Annotated in this window: 18 protein-coding genes; 12 read left to right on the top strand and 6 right to left on the bottom strand. The window is 68.9% G+C overall.

The genetic code is table 11. From position 1 onward, the window contains the following. The first annotated feature begins 7 nt into the window (after positions 1 to 7). From CDO46_RS13585 to CDO46_RS13560, 6 genes are all read left to right on the top strand, one after another. Positions 8 to 619, top strand: a complete 612-nt coding sequence (locus tag CDO46_RS13585) for a nuclear transport factor 2 family protein (protein ID WP_176400736.1) — start codon at positions 8 to 10, stop codon at positions 617 to 619. 31 nt (positions 620 to 650) lie between these two features. After that, entirely contained in the window at positions 651 to 1,715 is a 1,065-nt protein-coding gene (locus CDO46_RS13580; protein WP_176400735.1) for an ABC transporter substrate-binding protein, read from the top strand. Positions 1,716 to 1,735: 20 nt separating this feature from the next. Beyond that, positions 1,736 to 2,257: a DinB family protein gene (locus CDO46_RS13575; protein WP_132980250.1), complete on the top strand. Its 522-nt coding sequence runs from the start codon at positions 1,736 to 1,738 to the stop codon at positions 2,255 to 2,257. 35 nt (positions 2,258 to 2,292) lie between these two features. Next, on the top strand, positions 2,293 to 2,868 hold the full coding sequence (locus CDO46_RS13570) for an NADPH-dependent FMN reductase (protein ID WP_087838992.1): 576 nt from the start codon (positions 2,293 to 2,295) through the stop codon (positions 2,866 to 2,868). Positions 2,869 to 2,917: 49 nt separating this feature from the next. Next, positions 2,918 to 3,904 (top strand): tripartite tricarboxylate transporter substrate binding protein, encoded by a 987-nt coding sequence (locus tag CDO46_RS13565; RefSeq protein ID WP_165963257.1) that lies wholly within the window; start codon positions 2,918 to 2,920, stop codon positions 3,902 to 3,904. Between the two features lie 201 nt (positions 3,905 to 4,105). Further along, positions 4,106 to 5,197, top strand: coding sequence for an aromatic ring-hydroxylating dioxygenase subunit alpha (locus tag CDO46_RS13560; RefSeq protein ID WP_087838990.1), 1,092 nt, complete (start codon positions 4,106 to 4,108; stop codon positions 5,195 to 5,197). Between the two features lie 7 nt (positions 5,198 to 5,204). Here CDO46_RS13560 and CDO46_RS13555 read toward each other — a convergent pair whose 3' ends face one another. From CDO46_RS13555 to CDO46_RS13535, 5 genes are all read right to left on the bottom strand, one after another. Then, positions 5,205 to 5,519 (bottom strand): DNA-binding protein, encoded by a 315-nt coding sequence (locus CDO46_RS13555; protein WP_087838989.1) that lies wholly within the window; start codon positions 5,517 to 5,519, stop codon positions 5,205 to 5,207. A gap of 278 nt (positions 5,520 to 5,797) precedes the next feature. Beyond that, the gene (locus tag CDO46_RS28505; RefSeq protein WP_087838988.1) at positions 5,798 to 7,126 is read right to left on the bottom strand and encodes a cytochrome c; all 1,329 of its coding nucleotides are present in this window, start codon (positions 7,124 to 7,126) and stop codon (positions 5,798 to 5,800) included. Continuing rightward, on the bottom strand, positions 7,126 to 9,399 hold the full coding sequence (locus CDO46_RS28500; RefSeq protein ID WP_087838987.1) for a molybdopterin cofactor-binding domain-containing protein: 2,274 nt from the start codon (positions 9,397 to 9,399) through the stop codon (positions 7,126 to 7,128). The genes CDO46_RS28505 and CDO46_RS28500 overlap by 1 nt, the downstream gene beginning before the upstream one ends. After that, complete coding sequence (locus CDO46_RS13540) at positions 9,396 to 9,902, bottom strand: (2Fe-2S)-binding protein (protein WP_087838986.1); 507 nt, start codon at positions 9,900 to 9,902, stop codon at positions 9,396 to 9,398. The genes CDO46_RS28500 and CDO46_RS13540 overlap by 4 nt, the downstream gene beginning before the upstream one ends. Positions 9,903 to 10,159: 257 nt before the next feature. Beyond that, positions 10,160 to 10,987, bottom strand: a complete 828-nt coding sequence (locus CDO46_RS13535; RefSeq protein WP_087838985.1) for a DUF3014 domain-containing protein — start codon at positions 10,985 to 10,987, stop codon at positions 10,160 to 10,162. Between the two features lie 191 nt (positions 10,988 to 11,178). Here CDO46_RS13535 and CDO46_RS13530 point away from each other — a divergent pair, with 191 nt between their 5' ends. The 4 genes from CDO46_RS13530 to CDO46_RS13515 all read left to right on the top strand — a co-directional run bounded on the left by CDO46_RS13530 (position 11,179) and on the right by CDO46_RS13515 (position 16,590). Beyond that, positions 11,179 to 11,973: an enoyl-CoA hydratase-related protein gene (locus tag CDO46_RS13530; RefSeq protein WP_087838984.1), complete on the top strand. Its 795-nt coding sequence runs from the start codon at positions 11,179 to 11,181 to the stop codon at positions 11,971 to 11,973. Positions 11,974 to 12,285: 312 nt separating this feature from the next. Beyond that, positions 12,286 to 13,260, top strand: coding sequence for a tripartite tricarboxylate transporter substrate binding protein (locus CDO46_RS13525; protein ID WP_087838983.1), 975 nt, complete (start codon positions 12,286 to 12,288; stop codon positions 13,258 to 13,260). A 39-nt stretch (positions 13,261 to 13,299) separates the two neighbouring features. After that, positions 13,300 to 15,090 (top strand): thiamine pyrophosphate-binding protein, encoded by a 1,791-nt coding sequence (locus tag CDO46_RS13520; protein ID WP_087838982.1) that lies wholly within the window; start codon positions 13,300 to 13,302, stop codon positions 15,088 to 15,090. A gap of 27 nt (positions 15,091 to 15,117) precedes the next feature. Then, on the top strand, positions 15,118 to 16,590 hold the full coding sequence (locus tag CDO46_RS13515; RefSeq protein ID WP_087838981.1) for an aldehyde dehydrogenase family protein: 1,473 nt from the start codon (positions 15,118 to 15,120) through the stop codon (positions 16,588 to 16,590). Here CDO46_RS13515 and CDO46_RS13510 read toward each other — a convergent pair whose 3' ends face one another. Continuing rightward, positions 16,591 to 16,887, bottom strand: coding sequence for an acylphosphatase (locus CDO46_RS13510; RefSeq protein WP_087838980.1), 297 nt, complete (start codon positions 16,885 to 16,887; stop codon positions 16,591 to 16,593). A gap of 97 nt (positions 16,888 to 16,984) precedes the next feature. Between CDO46_RS13510 and CDO46_RS13505 the strand changes: the two genes are divergently transcribed. Together CDO46_RS13505 and CDO46_RS13500 are read left to right on the top strand one after the other, a co-directional pair. Continuing rightward, entirely contained in the window at positions 16,985 to 18,190 is a 1,206-nt protein-coding gene (locus tag CDO46_RS13505; protein WP_087838979.1) for an MFS transporter, read from the top strand. A gap of 78 nt (positions 18,191 to 18,268) precedes the next feature. Further along, positions 18,269 to 18,928: a bifunctional 4-hydroxy-2-oxoglutarate aldolase/2-dehydro-3-deoxy-phosphogluconate aldolase gene (locus tag CDO46_RS13500; RefSeq protein ID WP_087838978.1), complete on the top strand. Its 660-nt coding sequence runs from the start codon at positions 18,269 to 18,271 to the stop codon at positions 18,926 to 18,928. The last annotated feature ends 6 nt before the right edge of the window (positions 18,929 to 18,934 follow it).

The following is an 18,934-nucleotide window of genomic DNA, read 5'->3' as shown; positions in this document are numbered from 1 at the left end:
CGCCGCCATGTCTTCTTCCGCCGCCGACGATCTCGCCATACGGAGCCTGCGGCAGCGATGGGCCTTCCATCGCGACCAGGGCGATTTCGCCGGCATGGCCGGCTGCTTCCACCCCGAGGCGACCGCCAGCATCTCGTGGTTCAACGGCAAGGTCGCGGACCTGGTGCCGCTGCTGGCGGCCAGCGACGCGGCGCGCAAGCCCGGCGAACACGGCAAGCACTGGGTCGGGAACTGCCGCGTGGACCAGCGTGGCGACCGGGCCCTGCTGGAGTCCGACATGGCCATCCTGATCCGCGAGCACCTCGACGGACAACTGTTCGACTACACCGGCTACTGCCGTTTCCTCGACCAGGTGGAACGCCGCGCCGGCAGGTGGGGCATCCTGCACTGGACGGCGATCTTCGACAAGGACCGCCTCGATCCCGCGCAGGGCGAGGCGCCCCCATGGCTGCGCGAGGTGGATCTGGCGGCCCCGGATGCCGGGCTGGCCTTCATGCGCCTGCGGCAACGCAAGAAGGGCCGCGACGTGTCCGCCTCGACGGTGGTGGGCGGCAGCCAGGCCGAGCAGCAATTGCGGCGCGCGGCCTGGGCATGGCTGGAGCGGCGCGATGGCCAGTGAACATTCCCCCTTGAACGATGAGTCCCGCGTGATGAACCCCTCCACTCTCTGGTACACCCGCTGCCCGGTGCCGACGGCGTTCGGCGTCGCCGTCGAGCGGGGCTTTCTCGATGCCGAACTGGCGCGCGACGGCATCGTGGCGCGTTCGCTCGCATCCAGCACCGACAACCAGGTCAGACAGTCGCATTTCCACCATTCCCAGCCCAACTCGTTCCGCCACGGCGGCAACGGCCCTCCGCTGGTGACCCGCTCGCGCGGCGGCCGGGTCAAGCTGATCGGCCTGTCGTGGAACGACAGCATCAAGCCCATGCTGGTCATGCCGGACAGCGGCATCGCCTCGGTGCGCGAACTGGCCGGCAGGAAGGTCTCGCTGCCGATACGCGCCGGCGATTCCATCGATTTCTGGAAGGCCTCGTCGCTGCGGGGCACCGAACTCGCGCTGGCGCGCGAGGGCATGACCATGGATGACGTGGCGATGACGCCGGTCTCGACCAACCGGACGTTCATGGACGGAGCGACGGCCTCCACCGCCCGGACGGCCACGCTGTGGGGCGCGCAGTGCATGCTGGGCCACCAGCGCGAGGAAGCCTTCGCGCTGGTCCGGGGCGAGGTGGACGCGCTCTACAGCCAGGGCGCGATTGCCGCCGTGGTCATGGGGTTCACCGGCGCGGTGGCCATCGCCGACGCGGCCTCCAGTCCCGACCTGGCCGGTCGCGTGAACAACGATGCACCGCTGGCCCTGACCGTGAGCGAGGACCTGCTGGCCGAGCAGCCGGAACTGGTGGCGCGCTGCCTGGCCGCGGTCCTGCGCGCGGCCGCCTGGGCGGCGGCCAACGAGCGCGAGGCCAAGCGTGTCATCGCTGCCGACACCGGCCTGCCCGAGGAACTCGTGGACGCGGCCTTTCCGCAGGAGGTCCACCGCCAGCTCGAGGTCGACCTGCGTCCGGAGTGGGTGGAGGCGCTGCGGGTGCAACACGACCACTTGCTGCGGCATGGCTTCCTGGCCGCGCCCATCGACTTCGACCGTTTCGTCGACCATGGCCCGCTGCGGCGCGCCCGGGAAATCCTGGCCGGCGAAGCGGCCGTGTCCCAGTGAACAAAGACAAGGAGACCGCCATGCCCGAGGAATTCACCCGCTTCCTGACCCTGTTCGACCGGCTGGTCCGCTACTCCGACGACTGGGTGGCGCGCATGGACGCCGGCAAGATGGACTGGGCCCCGATCGAGAACGCCAGCACGCGCTTCGGCACGCGGGTGTCGCGCATCACCGTGCGCAGCCTGCTGATCCATACGGTGCTGGCCGAGCGCAACTGGGTGCGCGCCATCCCGGCCTGCGAGCCCGGTGGTGTCATTCCCCTGCCGAGCGATCCCGCCGCCGCGGCCCGTTTCGAACAGGGGGACCTGCGCGCGACGGCGCTTGCCCTGCACGACGAGAACCTCGAGGCGCTGGGCCGCTATACGCCAGCCGAGCTCGGCAAGAAGGTGCACTTCGTCGGCCGGGAATGGTCCGGCATGGGGCTGTTGTGGGGCATGTACGCCCACCGCGCCTTCCACGTCGGCAACATCGACATCTATCTGCGGCAGAGCGACGTGGTCGGGCCCGAGTTCTTCGAGTTCAACCCGGCCATCATGGCCTGATGCCGGTCCCTTTCCCTCTCTTGCGATCCTGACCCATGACCACTTCCCCCCTACGCATCGCGGGCCTGTGCGGCAGCCTGCGCAAAGCCTCCTACAACCGGCTGGCCCTGGAGGCCGCCGGCAGTCTCATGCCGGCCGGCATGGAGCTGTCGGTGCTCGACATCCGGGGCTTTCCCATGTTCGACGCCGACGTCCTGGCCGAAGGAATGCCCACTGCCGTCCGGAAAGTGCGGGAGGCCGTGCGCGGCGCGGATGCCGTGCTGATCGCCAGCCCGGAATACAACTTCTCGGTGTCCGGCGTCCTGAAGAATGCGATCGACTGGATTTCCCGCGGCGACGACCAGCCCTTCGCCGGCAAGCCGGTCGCCATCCTCAGCGCCACCCAGGGGCCGCTGGGCGGTGCGCGGTCACAGTACGACCTGCGCAAGATCATGGTCTTCCTGGACGCCCTGGTGCTGAACAAGCCCGAGGTCTTCATCGGCATGGCGCCGGGCAAGTTCGATGCGGCCGGCGCGCTGGCCGACGCCCCGACCCGGGAGATCCTGGGCCGGCAGATGGCCGCCCTGCAGGCGTTCGTGCAGTTCGTGCGGCGCGGGCGGACCCAGTCCTGACGGGCGGACGGCCGTCCTGCGTCCATATCGTTCCAACCGGAGAATGGCGATGTTCGGATTGATGAAGCGGTTGCTGCGGATCGGGGGCATGGCGATGGTGGGCCTGGCTACCGCGGGTGTCCATGCGCAGGGCTTTCCCGCCAAGCCCTTGCGGTGGATCGTCGGCTATCCGGCCGGCGGGGGCAGCGACAACGCGGTGCGGATACTGGCGGCCAGGCTGGCCGAGAAGCTGGGGCAGCCCGTCATCGTCGAGAATCATCCGGGCGCGGCCACCATCGTCGCGGCGGAAACGGCGGCCAAGTCCGCGCCGGACGGCTACACGCTGTTCTCGGTCGACAACGGCACGGTCGTCTTCAACCCCCTGCTCTACAAGAAACTGCCCTATGACCCATCGCGCGACTTCGCGCCGGTGGCCCTGTACGGCAAGTTTCCGTTGTTGCTGGTGGTGAATCCGCAGGTGGTGCCGGCCGACTCGGTCGCATCGCTGGTGCGCCTGGCCAAGGCGGCGGGCGGATCCATGGGGTATGCCTCGCCCGGCCTGGGCAGTCCGCAGCACCTGGCCGGCGAGCTGTTCAAGGAGATGACCGGCGCGCCGCTGCTGCACGTCCCCTACAAGGGCACCGCGCCGCTGACCCAGGATCTGCTGGGCGGCCATATCGGCGTCTCTTTCATAGGCGTGCCCACCGGCATGCGGCAGGTCCAGGCGGGCAAGCTGCGCGCGCTGGGCGTGGCCGAGGCGTCCCGCCTGCCCTCGCTGCCCGAGATCCCGACCCTGGCCGAGGCCGGGGCGGGCGACATCGTGGCCTATGCCTGGCAGGGCGTGGTCGTGCCGGCGGGGACGCCTGCCGCTACCGTCGACCGGTTGTCGGCGGCCTTGCAGGCGATCGTCAAGAGCCCAGACGTCCAGGCACGCCTGCGCGAGATAGGCGTCGAGCCGATGGAGGGTGGCAAGGCCGACATGGCGGCCCTGACGGCCGGCGACCTGAAGCGCTGGGGGGACGTGATCCGCAAGCGGGGAATCACGCTGGAGCAATAGTGAGGGGATGTGCAAACCTGTATACAGATTTTCCACAGAAAAAGGCGATGATCAGAGATAAGGGGCAAAAATCCTAGGGTTTTCCCGCTATTTCCCTTGTTTTGATTCGGGAGCAAAATCAACCTGTATACAGATTTGATGATGCTCCGTTCCTCGCATGCGCCTAGCCGCTGCCACGGGCCGGGCTCCTGGAGGAAGACCATGTTTCTGAAGAACACCTGGTACGTCGCCTGTACCCCCGATGAAATCGCCGAAAAACCGCTGGGCCGCCAGATCTGCGGCGAACGCATGGTCTTCTACCGGGGCCAGGACGGCAAGGTGTCCGCGCTGGAAGACTTCTGCCCCCATCGCGGCGCGCCGCTGTCGCTGGGTTTCATCGACAAGGGCGAACTGGTCTGCGGCTACCACGGCCTGCGCATGAACCCGGACGGCACCTGCGCCGGCATGGTCGGGCAGCGCGTGCGCGCCTTCCCCAGCATCCGCAGCTACCCCGCCGTGGAACGCTACGGCTTCATCTGGGTGTGGCCGGGCGACGCCGAGCTGGCCGATCCCGCCAAGATCCACCACCTGGAATGGGCCGAGAGCCCCGACTGGGCCTACGGTGGCGGCCTGTACCACATCCATTGCGACTATCGCCTCATGATCGACAACCTCATGGACCTCACCCATGAGACCTACGTCCACGCCAGCAGCATCGGCCAGGCCGAGATCGAGGAATCGGCCCCGTCCACCAAGACCATCGGCGACGAGGTCGTGACCAGCCGCCACATGGAAAACATCAAGCCGCCCCCGTTCTGGGCCGCGGCGCTGCGCGGCAACGGGCTGGCCGACGACGTCCTGTGCGACCGCTGGCAGATCTGCCGCTTCACGCCGCCCAGCCACGTGCTGATCGAAGTGGGCGTGGCGCATGCCGGCAAGGGCGGCTACAACGCGCCGGCCGAGTTCAAGGCCTCGAGCATCGTGGTCGATTTCATCACCCCCGAGACCGAGACCTCGATCTGGTACTTCTGGGGCATGGCGCGCAACTTCAAGCCCAACGACGAACAGCTCACGGCCACGATTCGGGAAGGCCAGGACAAGATCTTCGGCGAGGACCTGGACATGCTGGAAGCGCAGCAGCGCAACCTGTCCGAGAACCCGGGCCGCAAGATCCTGAAGCTCAACATCGATGCCGGGGGCGTGCAGTCGCGCGTCGTGCTCGATCGCCTGCTGGCCGCGGAAGCGGCCGAACGGGCCAGCCGCATCGCGGCGTCCGCCGAAGCGGCAACGGCGCAGGCGGCCGCGGCGGGTTGAAGGGTAGTCAGGCGGACGCTTGCTCCGCCAAGGGCAGCGGCTGTACCGCCAGCCGCAACCCCATCGCCTTCAGTATGGCCGTCACGCTGCTCAAGGCCGGGTTGCCAGTGGGCGAGAGCGTGCGATAGAGCTGGGTCGGATTCAGCCGTGCCTGGCGGGCCACGGCCTGCACGCCTCCGAACGCCTGTGCGAGCTGGCGCAGCACGATCAGCAACTCGGCCTGGTCGCCATCCTTCAGGATGTCGTTGATGACTTCCAGTGCCAGCGCCGGATCGCTGCGGTACAGCTCCGCCATTGCGTCGTCATGGGGCCTGCTTTTCATGGTTGCCTCGTCGTTTCCAGTCCTGCCAGCAGTCAACCGCTCGATCGATGTCCGACCGCTGTGTGGATTTGTTGCCGCCGGATAGCAGCAGTAGATATTTTCGTTTATAGACGAATTCTCAGTCAATAGGAATGAACGTTCCTTGTCCGATAGTCCCTGGTATGACTGCGTCACGAAATACGTAGTAGGAGCTTTTCAGCCTTGCCCCACAAAAAACGGGCGGCCTCGAATCGAGGCCGCCCGCTCAGGCTGGCTCGCGCATGGGCGCCCTGTCGTCGCTATTCCCCCCTACCTTGCAACGCCAGCGGATACTCGCCCCGGATCCGCCTGACCGCATCCTGCACGCCATTCCAGGCCGGCTGGCCGGTGAAGGACTCGCGCATGAACTGCACCACCGCCGCGACCTGCGCATCGTTCAGTGCATACGCATAGCCCGGCATGTGGCCGCCCCGCGGGTTGCCCGCATCGTGCTGGGTGCCGTTCAGGACGTAGCGGATCACGTTGTCGGGCTGGTCCAGGTTCAGCGAGGTGGCCAGCCACAGCGGCGGCTGGGTGCCGAACAGGTCGGGGCCGCCGGGGCCGGGGTGGTGGCAGGCCGCGCACGCGTTGGCGTAGATGCGGGCGCCCAGCGTGTCGGTGGTGGCGACCGCGGCCTGCGCCGCCGCCTCGCGCTGTGGCGGCGTGGGGCCGGTCTTGCCCTGGCCGGCCCCGGCCATCTGGCTGGCGATGTAGGTGGCCAGCGCACGGGTGTCGGACTCGGCGATCTGCGAGGTGCCGACGCGTACAACCGGGGTCATGGATGCGCCGGCCGCGCCATGCTGGTCCGAGTAGCCGGCGCGCAGGTAGTCGAACAGGGCCTGTTCGGTCCACGGTATCGGCGCCTTGGAGGACCCATTGAGCGCCGGGGCGATCCAGCCTTCGGCTTCGCCGCCGCCCAGGTAGTCCTTTCCGCTTTTTTCGGCGCCCAGCGCGTTGCGGGGCGTATGGCAGGCGCTGCAGTGGCCCAGCGCGACCGCCAGGTACTGGCCGCGGTTCCAGGCTTCCGATTCCGAGGCCACCTTGGCCACCGGATCGCGGTCCAGGAACAGCAGGTTCCACCCGGCCATCAGCATGCGCTGGTTGAAGGGGAACGGCAGATGGGTTTCCTGCGGCTGGTTGCGGACCGGCGGCTGGCTCATCATGTAGGCGTACAAGTCATGCATGTCCTCGTCGCTCATCTTGGTGAACGAGGTGTACGGGAAGGCCGGGTAGAGGTGCGTGCCGTCGCGGGCGATGCCGCGTCGCATGGCCCGCTCGAAGGCCTCGAACGACCATCCGCCTATGCCGGTCTCGGTATCGGGCGTGATGTTGGTCGAGACGATGACGCCGAAGGGCGTCTCCATGTGGAACCCGCCGGCGTTGGCCTGCCCGCCCGGCGCGGTATGGCAGACGACGCACATGCCGGCGGCTGCGACTTCCTGGCCGCGCCGGACTTGTTCTTCGGGGAATTGCCTGGTATCCACCGTCGCGGTGGGGATCTCCGGCTCATGCGCGATCAGCGCTGCGCCGGCCGCGACGACGACCAGCAGGATCACGATGGTCAGCAACCACTTGGCGGCGCGGCTCATTATTTGGTCTCCTTGTTGGCGGCGGCAAGGGCGGCCCGCACGCGTTCGGGCGTGAAGGGCGCTTCACGCAGGCGCAGGCCGGTGGCGTCGAAGATCGCGTTGGCGATGGCGGCGGGACCGGGAACGGACGCCGATTCGCCGGAGCCCAACGGCGGATTGCCGTTGGGCGGCATCAGTACCACGTCGACCTCGGGCAGCTCGGTGAACTTGAGGATGGGATAGGCGCCCCATTCCAGGCTGGAGACGCCGTTCTGGTCGAAGCTCACGCTTTCCTTCAGCGTGCGGCTGACGGTCTGGATGACGTTGCCTTGCACCTGGTGGCGCACGCCGTCGGGATTGATCATCAGGCCACAGTCCTGGCCCGCCACGACGCGGGTCACCCGTACCTTGCCGGTGTCCAGGTCGACCTCGACGTCGGCCACCCAGGCGCACCACGAGGCGCCCACGCCGGGGAAGGTGCCGTGCACGTACTGGTGCTGGGCCACGCCGCGGCCCTTGACGATGCCCTTGGCGGGCCGCCCGGCCGGCGCCTTGCGCGGCTGCCAGCCGGCCTTCTCGGCCACGGCCTTGAGCAGCGCGATGGGGCGCGGGTCCTCCATGAAGCGCAGGCGGAACTCGACCGGATCGGCGCCCTCCCTGGCCGCGAGTTCGTCCATGAAGGATTCGTGCGCGAAGACATTGGGCAGCGCCGCCACGCCGCGCATCCACGACGCGCGCACGATGGGCGCCATGTCCAGCGCCACGATGTCCAGGTCCGAGGCGCGGTACTGCGGGATGGCGGTGCGGTCGCCCATCTCGAACACCGTGGCCTCGGCCTTCTCCTTGCCCATCAGCAGCGAAGCCAGCAGCGGCGCGCCGTTGGAGGGATAGCGGGTGCCGAAGCGGTAGACCAGCGAATCGGAGCCGGCGATGCCGCCGTGCACGTCCATGGTCTGGGCCGTACCCTTGGGCTCCCAGGCGTGCTCTTCCTCGCGCATGTATTGCACGCGCACCGGCTGGCCCAGCTCGCGCGCCAGCACCGCGGCATCGGCCGAAGCGTCGTCGGCGCAGTTGCGGCCGTAGCAGCCCGAGGCCTCCATTCGCACGACGCGGATGCGGTCTTCCGGGATGTCGAGCATCTTGGCGATGTCGCTGTGCAGGTTATGGGGGTTCTGGCTGCCGCTCCAGACAGTCAGCTTCTGGTTCTTCCAGTCGGCCACGCCGCAGGACGGGCCGATGGAGCCGTGCATCTGGTAGGGCCACACGTAGGTCGCCTTCACCGTGTTCCTGGCCGATGCCAGGGCCTTGTCCGGGTCGCCCTTCCTGGCCAGGGGGCGCTGCTTGGAAGGCTGGGAGGCGAGCGCGTCGGTGAGCGAGGCCATGGAGCCCAGCGCCGGCGGCGCCTTCCATTTCACCTTCAGCAGGCGCGAAGCCAGGATGGCGTCTTCCTCGCGGCGCGCGACGACAGCCACGAAGTCCTTGATGACGACGACTTTCACCAGGGACTTCACCTTGGCCACCGAGGACTCGTCCACCGATTCCAGGCTGGTGGCCACCATGCCGCCCGAGTCGCGGCCCAGGTAGGGCGGCCGCACGATGCGCGCGTGCAGCATGCCCGGCAGGCGCACGTCGTGGACGTAGGTCAGCTTGCCGGCGACCTTGGCGGGAATGTCGACGCGCGGCACGGGGCTGCCGACGATGGTGTATTCCGAGACCGGCTTGAGCGGAACGTCGGCCGCCAGCGGCACCGACAGCGTCTTGTTCTCGATCAGTTCGCCGTAGGAGGCCAGGCGTTCGCCGCTGGCGCGCAGTACCTGGCCGTTGCGGGTGACGAGCGAGGAGGCCGGCACGCCGTGGCGGCGCGCCGCCTCTTCCAGCAGGAATTGCCGGATCTGCGCCGCGGCCTTGCGCATGGGCACGGCCGACGCCTGTACCGAGTTGCTGGCGATGGTGGGACCCTGGTTGGGCGTCGCGTCGGTGTCGCCCAGCACCATGGTGACCTGGCTCATGCCGACGTCCAGTTCTTCGGCCACGATCTGCATGAACGCCGTGCGGATGCCGGTGCCCAGGTCGACGTGGCCGTTGCAGGCGCGGACGGTGCCGTCGGCCATCAGTTGCACATAGGCCGAGACGAGGGTCTTGTCCACCAGTTGCGAGCCGGCATCGGTGGCCGGGCCGGCGGCGGCCATGCCGCGCTTGACCAGGGCGGGGAACGTGAAAGTGACCGCGAGGCTGCCGGTGGCGGCCAGGAACTGGCGGCGCGAGAGGCGCGGGGCGTGCGAAGTCGTCTTCATTGCGCGCCCTCCGCCATGGCGGCCGTCATGGGCGCGGCCTTGCCTTGCAGTTCGGCGGCCCGCTGCACCGCCTTGATGATCTCGATGTGGGTGCCGCAGCGGCACAGGTTGTAGGCCAGCGCCTGCTTGATCTCGTCCACCGTGGGGCGCGGATTGCGGTCCAGCAGCGCCCGCGCGGCCATGATCATGCCGTTGATGCAGTAGCCGCACTGGGCGGCGTTTTCTTCGATGAACGCCTGCTGCACGGGATCGAGGGCGTCGCCCTTGGCCAGGCCCTCCAGGGTGACGATGGGGTTGCCCTGCACGCTGCCAGCGGGGATCAGGCATGAGCGCGCGGCCTTGCCGTCGATCAGCACCGTACAGGCGCCGCATTCGCCCAGTCCACAGCCGAATTTCGGTCCGTTCAAGGCCAGATCATTGCGCAGGATGTAGAGCAGCGGGGTGTCCTTGTCGGCTTCGACGGAATGCTCTCCGCCGTTCACCTGGAGTTTTAACGATGCCATGTTCGTTTCCTGTGTTGGTGGCGTTCAACCGGCCGGCTCGCGACGCGATGCGGAGCCACCATTACCCTAGCTGGACCATGGGCTGGCGAGGACACATAGGTGTGTCGACTTGTTGCCGGAGGGCCGTCTCGCGCGGACGGCGTCGCTGGAAAAACCTAGGGTTTACACTGATCTGGACGTAAATGCAAACCGAGTGGCCGGTAATTAATGGCAGCAAGGAGCGGGACCGCGCCTTGACCGCCCGGCTCGCACCGGCCTCAGCGCGTCATCGATTGCGTGACGTGGCGCCGGAAGTCCGCCAGCTTGGCCTTGAGCGCGCGCCGGTTGTCCGGGCCCATGCGCAGCAGGATCTTCTGCCCCGAGGTAAGCGATTCCAGGGCGGGGTCGGAGTATTCGTAACTTACCCACGGACGCTGGAGTTCCTTGGGGCCTTTCACCTCGGGCAGGTTCACGGCCACGGGCTCGGCCGGATCGGGCGTGGCCAGCAGCGTGTCGATCACGGCCACCAGGCGGTCGTTGAAGTAGCCGCGCGGATAGCCCAGGTCCTCGTAGGCCTTCTGGAACTGGGGATAGAGCTGCTTGTAGAGCGCGGCCGCCTTGTCGGTGCCGACGGCCGTGACGGCGGCCACGAAGGGCCGGTAGCGGTTGTAGTTGGCGGCGGCGATGCGTTCGCCGGGCGCCGCGCCCTCGACGGCGAAGCGGCCCTGCGTGGGGTTGACCGGCCAGACCCGCGGGGGCGCGTGCGGGCGGGCGAGATTGTCCACCGTGGCCACCGCGCGCTGGATGAAATGATCCAGGTTGAAGAAAGACAGCACGGCATCCCGGCCCAGGAGGCCGGTCATGGCCACGGTGATGTCGGGCGCGGCCGGCGGCTCGGCCGTCTCGGCGGCGGGGGGCGGTTCGATGGGGTGCTGGATCTCCGGCTCGGGCGGCGGCGGCGCGGGCGGTTCGGCGGATTCCGCGGCCGCCGGAGGAGACTCCGCCACGGACGCCGGCGGCTCTGGCTGTGGCCGCAGCCACAGGTAAAGGCCGGTGCCGATGGCTGCCAGGGCCAGCACCACGACGAGGGAAGACAGTCGGTTCATGGCGTGCCTATGTCGATTGAGTCCGGAAACACTGTACCAGCCGCGCGGAAGGGTTCACAGGCCGGTACGGGGTAGTTGCCGCATCGGCATCCCCGCGTGCGGAAAAGGCACGGAAGCCACGCCGCCATTTTTGTGTATTCTCGAAGATCGCAGCCTGCAACCGCCTTTCCCCCAACTCCACTGGATTCCCCATGTCTGACAGTCAAGCCCAACAGAACAAGGCGCCGGTGCGCCAAGAGCGTCACGACAACGTCGGCGTCATCGTGATCGACCGCCCCGAGCGGAAGAATGCCCTGAATGCCGAGGTCAAGGCCACGCTGGTGCGCTACCTGCGCGAGTTCGAGCAGGACCCGGCCATCGGCTGCATCGTGCTGACCGGCGCCGGCGGCTATTTCGTCGCGGGCTCGGACATCGTCGAGATGTCCACCATGCAGCCCACGGACCACGCCCTGCAGGGCGGCGACCAGGTATTCCACGTGCTGCGCGGGCTGGGCAAGCCGGTCATCGCGGCGGTCGAGGGTTTCGCGCTGGGAGGCGGATGCGAGCTGGCGCTGGCCTGCGACATCATCATCGCGGCCGAGGGCGCGAGCTTCGGCCAGCCCGAGATCAAGGTCGGTATCATTCCCGGCGGCGGCGGCACGCAGCGCCTGCTGCGCTCGGCGGGCAAGTACAAGACGCTGCTGTGGTCGCTGACGGGCGATCGCATCCCGGCCAGGACGGCCTATCACTCCAACATGGTCAGCGAACTCGTGCCCGACGGCACCGCGCTCGAACGCGCCCTGGCCATCGCGCGCCAGATCTGCGCCATGCCGCCGCTGGCGGTGCGCGCCATCCGCGATGCCGTGCGGCTGGGAGCGGACGCCAGCCTGGAAGCCGGGCTGGCCATCGAGCGCCGCGCCTTCGAGCGGCTGTTCGACAGCCAGGACCAGAAGGAAGGCATGCGCGCCTTCATCGAGAAGCGCGCCCCGGTGTTCAAGGGACGCTGATTCCCGCCGCCGCCGTGGCCGCTCGGGCCGCGGCGGCTCCGCTTTCCGCCCGGCCGATTCGCCGGCCGTCTTTTCTTCCCGTCTCTTCCCTTCTCTTTTCGTCCCGGCCCGTGACGACCCGCGCCGTCGTCCGCGCCGTCCCGCGCGCGTCGCCTCGGTTTCGAACATTGAATCATCATTCAAGGTTGAGTGAATTGATTCAACATTCAAGATTGAACGCCCGGATGCCAGTCCCTATCATGGCCCCGCCAACGAAACGGCCCGCTGCGTGACGCCTCTCGCCTCGCGCGGCGCGGGCCACAGCGAGGAGACATGATGAAACATCCCTATCGCGCGGCGTTCGCCGCGGCGCTCATCGGTTGTTGCGCGGCCGCCGCCGCGTCCGCCCAGGACTATCCCAGCAAGCCCATACGCATCATCGTGCCGCTGCCGCCGGGCGGCTCGAACGACGTGCTGGCCCGCGTGCTGGGCGAGGAAATGTCGAAGACGCTCGGCCAGCCCTTCGTGGTGGAGAACAAGCCTGGCGCCGCCGGCAACATAGGCACCGACCAGGTGGCCAAGGCCAGGCCCGACGGCTATACGCTGGGAATCGCGCCCAACCAGACCGTGGCCGTCAACCCCGCGCTGTATCCCAAGCTGCCTTTCGACGTGCAGAAGGACCTGATGGGAATCGGCCTGATGGCCACGCTGCCCATGACGCTGGTCGTGCCCAGCCAGTCGAAGGCCGGTTCGATCGAGGAACTGATTGCCATGGCCAAGGCCGAGCCGGGCAAGCTGACCTATGCGTCGGCCGGTTCAGGCAGCCCGCAGCACATGTCGGCCGAGATCTTCCAGTCGCTGACTTCCACCCAGATGACCCACGTGCCCTACAAGGGCTCGAACCCGGCGCTGGTGGACGTGCTGGCGGGCACGGTGGACGTCATGTTCTGCCCCATCAATTCCGCGTTGCCCTACATCCAGAACGGCCGCCTCAGGGCGCTGGGCGTGACGGGTGCGCAGCGGCTGCAGACGCTGCCCGAGGTGCCCACCATTGCCGAGAAGGTGCCGAATTTCGCGAGCGACATCTGGATCGGGTTGATCGCGCCCGCCGGCACGCCGCCCGATATCGTGCAGAAGCTGAACGCCGAGCTGAACCGCGCGCTGAAGATGCCGGCGGTGCAGGCCAAGCTGGCCGAGCAGGGCATACAGGCCGCCACCAGCACGCCGGCCGAGCTGGACCGGATGATGCGCGACGACCGCAAGCGCTGGGCCGAGGTCATCAAGCGCGCCAACATCCGCGTCGATTGAATCTTCTCCCCGCCTTTTTCTTCATACACAGGAAACACCATGAAGTCCTCCACCGAATCGCTGGTGCGACGCGATGAACCCCAGCCGTGGGAACACGACGGCGTGGCATGGGGCAGCGACAGGATCGCCGACCTGCTGCGCGAGCTGGACATTCCCTATCTGATCCTGAACCCGGGGTCGAGCTATCGCGGCCTGCACGACAGCCTGGTCAACCACCTGGGCAACCGCCAGCCGCAGATGATCGTGGTGCTGCACGAAGAGCACGCGGTCGCCATCGCGCACGGCTATGCCAAGGTGACCGGCAAGCCGCTGGGCGCTGCGCTGCATGCGAACGTGGGCCTGATGCACGGGTCCATGGCCATCTACGATGCCTGGGTGGACCGCGCGCCGGTGATCATCCTGGGTGCGACCGGGCCGGTGGATGCGGCCAAGCGCCGGCCGTGGATAGACTGGATCCATACCGCGCAGGACCAGGGCGCCCTGGTGCGGCACTTCGTCAAGTGGGACGCCCAGCCCGCGTCCGTGCCCGCCGCGCTGGAAGCCCTGCTGCGCGCCCGCCAGATCGCGACCACGGCGCCGCACGGCCCGGTATACGTCTGTCTGGATGCGGCGGTGCAGGAGGCGCGCTGCGACGAGGACATCCCGCTGCCCGATCCCGCCCGCTACCTGCCGCCGCCGCCCGCCCGGCCGGCGGACGAGCAGGTGCGGCAGGCCGCGGCCTGGCTGTCGCAGGCGAAGCGCCCCGTCATCCTGGCCGGACGGGTGTCGCGCTCCGAGGAAGGCTGGGCCGCGCGCGTGCGCCTGGCCGAGACCCTGCGGGCGCAGGTGCTGACCGACCTGAAGGTGGGCGCCGCCTTCCCCACCGATCATCCGCTGCATGCAGCGCCCAGCGGCATGTTCCTGCATCCCGAGGCGCAGAAGGTGCTGCGCGAGGCCGACGTGGTGCTGAGCCTGGACTGGCTGGACCTGGCGGGTACGCTCAAGCAGGCCTGGGGCGCCGACCCGGTGGGCAGCCGCGTCATCCAGGTGTCGGTGGACCACTACAGCCACAACGGCTGGAGCATGGACCACCAGGGCCTGCCGCCGGTCGATCTCTTCCTGTTGTCCGAACCCGAACCCGCGGTCGCGCTGCTGAACGAACACGTGACGCCGCGCCGCGAGCAGGCGCCTGCGGCGGCGCCGGTGCGGCGCCCCGAAATACCCGGAGACCCGGCCGCGCCCATGACCGTGCCCACCGTGGCCGCCGTGTTGCGCAAGGTGCTGGGCGATGCGCCGACGTGCCTGACGCGCCTGCCGCTCAGCTGGAGCGGCGAGTTCTGGGACTTCCGGCATCCGCTGGATTTCGTCGGCTACGACGGCGGCGGCGGCGTGGGCTCGGGCCCCGGCATGGCGATCGGATCGGCGCTGGCGCTCAAGGGCGGCGATCGCCTGCCGGTAGCGCTGATCGGCGACGGCGACTACATGATGGGCGTGAACGCGCTGTGGACGGCCGCCCATGCCGGCATCCCCATGTTGATGATCGTCTGCAACAACCGCTCGTTCTTCAACGACGAGGTCCACCAGGAACGCGTGGCGCGCCAGCGCGGCCGGCCGGTCGAGAACCGCTGGGTAGGACAGCGGATCGACGAGCCCGCCCCCGACCTGGCGGCGATCGCGCGGGCACAGGGGCTGACCGGCATCGGGCCGGTCCGGCGCGCGGACGAGCTCGAGCGCGTCCTGGCCGAGGCCGTCGCGACGGTCAGGCAGGGCGGCATCGTGGTCGTCGATGCCATCGTCCAGCCCGGCTACAACCCCGCCATGACCGCGGGCCTGACCCGTTCCAGCCACTAGCTTCCGCTTTTTTCAAGAGAGTCTTCCATGCGTGCTCACGAGATCCCCCCGGGCATACTTCCCACCCGGCGCAGCCTGTACTACGGCGGCGCCTGGCACGAACCGGCCTCCGGCCTGTATGCCGACACCATCAATCCCGCCTATGACGAAGCCATCACCCAGGCTCCGGTGGCGGGCGCGGACGACGTGGACGCCGCCGTGCGCGCGGCCCAGGCCGCGTTTCCGGCCTGGGCCAGCCTGCCGCCCGCGCGCCGGGCCGACTACCTGCGCCGCGCCGCCGCCGTCCTGCGCGAACACGCGCTGCCGCTGGCGCAGCTCGATTCGCTGAACAACGGGAATCCCGTCTCCGCCCTGTTGAACGATGCCGGTTTCGCCGCCGACGGCCTGGAGTACTTCGCCGGCCTGGCCGCCGAGGTCAAGGGCGAGACGATACCCATGGGCGACGGCAACCTGAACTACACCGTGCGCGAGCCCATGGGCGTGATCGCCCGCATCGTCGCCTACAACCATCCGCTGATGTTCGCGGCGCTGCGCATCGCGGCGCCGCTGGCCGCGGGCAACACGGTGGTGGTCAAGGCGCCCGACCAGGCGCCGCTGTCCATCATCCGGCTGGCCGAGCTGGTGGGCGACATCTTCCCGCCGGGCGTGGTGAACTTCCTGTGCGGCGGCCGCGAATGCGGCGACGCCATGTCGCGGCATCCGCTGGTGCGCAAGGTCACGCTGATCGGCGGCGTGCCGACCGGCAAGGCGGTCATGGAGACGGCGGCCCGCGACTTGAAGCCCGTGCTGCTGGAGCTGGGCGGCAAGAACGCCCTGATCGCCTATCCGGATGCCGATCTCGACAAGCTGGTGCAGGGCATCATCGGTGGCATGAACTTCACCTGGTCGGGCCAGAGTTGCGGCTCCACCAGCAGGGTCTTCCTGCACGAGTCCATCCACGACCGCGTGCTCGAGGCCGTGGCCCGCCTGCTGCCCGAGCGCCACAAGCCCGGCATCCCCATCGACCCGGCCACCACCATGGGGGCGCTGGTCAGCCGGGCGCAATTGCAGAAGGTCGAGGGCTTCGTCGCTTCCGCCCTGGAGGAAGGGGCGCGGCTGGTGAGCGGCGGCAAGCGGCCCGCCGACCCCGCGCTGGCGCAGGGGTTCTTCTTCGAACCGACGGTGTTCGCCGACGTACAGCCGCACATGCGGTTGGCGCGCGAGGAAGTCTTCGGTCCCATCCTGTCGGTCTTCAAGTGGCGCGACGAGGATGCGCTGTTCGAGCAGGTGAACGGCGTCGATTTCGGGCTGACGGGATCGATCTGGACCCGCGACCTGGACACGGCACACCGGGCCGCACGGCGCATGACGACGGGCTATGTGTGGATCAACAACACCAGCCAGCATTTCCTGGGCGCGCCCTTCGGCGGCGTCAAGCAGTCGGGCATCGGCCGCGAGGAATGCTTCGCCGAATTGCTGGAGTTCACCTACACCAAGAACGTGAACGTCAAGCTGGGCTGATCATTGCTGCTCGAAGCGGGCGAACCGCCGGTCGATGAACTGGCGCTCGCTCGCCAGGTCGTCCACGCGCGCCTGGGGCGGGCCCTGGCGCATCCATTCGAGCATCTGGTCGACCTGGTCGGGCGTGCCCTGCACCAGCGCCTCGACCGAGCCGTCGTCATTGTTGCGCACCCAGCCGCCCACGCCTACCAGGTGGGCGCGCCGGACCGTGGCCAGGCGATAGCCGACGCCCTGGACCCTGCCGGTCACGCGGACGAGTACGGTTTCCAGGGGGGCGGTGCTGTCGAGTTCTTGCATGGATCGATTCGAAAATGGCTGGGGAATCGAGTCTACCAGCGGAAAACGTGCCCGCCGGCGTTGGATCAGATAAGGCTTCGTGCGGAATAATGTCGTCATGACCGCATCCGCTTCTTCCCCTTCCCTGAGTCCCGGCCTCGTCTGGCTGATGTCCATCGCCACCGGCCTGACCGTGGCGGCCAATTACTATGCCCAGCCGTTGCTGCACGTGATCGCCGGCGACCTCGGCCTGTCCGTGCCCGAGGCCGGCTCCATCGTGACAGCGGCCCAGGTCAGCTACGCGGTGGGACTGTTCCTGCTGGTCCCGCTGGGCGATCTGCTGGACCGGCGCAACCTGATCTTCGTGATGACGCTGCTGGCCGCCGGCGGGCTGTGCGCCAGCGCGCTGGCCGGCAACCTGCCGGTCCTGCTGGCCGGCACGACCGTGGCCGGGCTGTTCTCGGTGGTCGCCCAGGTGCTGGTGCCCTTCGGCGCCACGCTGGCGGCGCCGAACGAACGCGGCAGGGTGGTGGGCACGCTGATGAGCGGCCTGCTGCTGGGCATCCTGCTGGCGCGCACCTTCGCGGGACTGGTGGCGGCGCTGGGCAACTGGCGCCTGGTCTACGGGATCGCCGCGCTCCTGATGGCCGCGCTGGCCTTCATCCTGCGCCGCTCGCTGCCGCACCATCCGGCGCAGGCGGCCGGCATGCCGTATCCCCGGCTGATCGCATCGATCGCGGCGCTGTTCGCCCAGGAGCCGGTGTTGCGCACCCGTGCCCTGCTCGGCGCCCTGACCTTTTCCAGCTTCGCCATGTTCTGGACGTCGCTGGCCTTCCTGCTGTCGGCGCCGCCGTTCGGCTATTCCACCTTCACCATCGGCCTGTTCGGCCTGGCGGGCGCGGCCGGCGCGCTGGCGGCCGCCCGGGTGGGGCGGCTGGCCGACCGCGGCAGGGGCGAGACCGCCACGCGCTTCGGCCTGGCGGTGCTGCTGGTGTCGTGGCTGCCCATCGTGCTCGGCCAGTATTCCGTGGCGCTGCTGGTGGTCGGCGTGATCCTGATGGACCTGGGCGCGCAGGCCTCGCACATCAGCAACCAGAACGCCATCTATCGCATCCGCCCCGAGGCGCGCGGCCGCCTGACGGCGGCCTACATGACGAGCTACTTCATCGGCGGCTCGCTGGGCTCGCTGGCATCGGCCTGGCTATACGCGCATGCCGGCTGGCATGGCGTGTCGATCGGCGGCGCCGTGGCCGCGCTGGCCGCCGCGGCGGCCTGGACCCTGCGGCCGCGCGCATCCAGGGCCGTATCCCCGTCCGCCCGCTAGCGGCGCGTGTTGCCGCCCCTTACAGGCGCGCGCCGCGCGCCATGCTAGCCTGTGTCGGATTCTTCCCGGACGACGAACATGGCCGATTCCATCCCCCAGCAGCGCTGGGCCGTGCTGCGGGCCGCGCGGCTGATCCCCGTCCTGCGCTACCAGGACGCCGAGACCGCCCTTTACGCCGCGCAGGTGGCTTTGCGCGCCGGCTGCCGGGGCATCGAGCTGACCTGGACCATTCCCGGCGTGCTGGATGTCCTGCGATCGCTGCGGACCGAGGCCGAACGGGCCGGCCACGCGGACGTGCTGATAGGCGTGGGCACCGTGCTGGATGCCGAGCAGGCCCGCTCGGCCCTGGAAGCGGGCGCCGATTTCCTGGTCGCGCCGGGCGTCGTGCCGGCGCTGGTGGAACTGGCGGGCGCGGCGGGCGCCCTGAGCATGCTGGGCGCGTTCACGCCCACCGAGATCCTGGCGGCGAAGGCGGCCGGCGCCGACGTGGTGAAGATTTTTCCCGCCGGCACCGGCGGCCCGGGCCACCTGGCGGCGGTGAAGGCGGTCTTCCCCGACACGCTGTTCTGCCCGACCGGGGGCGTGACGCGCGAGAACATGTCCGCCTATTACCGCGCCGGCGCCGATATCGTCGGCATGGGCAGCAACCTGTTCGACAAGGCGCGGCTGGCCGCGCGCGACACCGAGGCGCTGGTGGCGTCGCTCCAGGCCACGCTCCAGGACGCCGCGGCCGCCTGACCGGAT

This window comes from Pigmentiphaga sp. NML030171 (genome assembly GCF_002188635.1).
Lineage (GTDB): Bacteria > Pseudomonadota > Gammaproteobacteria > Burkholderiales > Burkholderiaceae_B > Pigmentiphaga > Pigmentiphaga daeguensis.
Note: the sequence above shows the minus strand (reverse complement) of the source record. Positions and strands in the feature narration are given on the sequence as shown.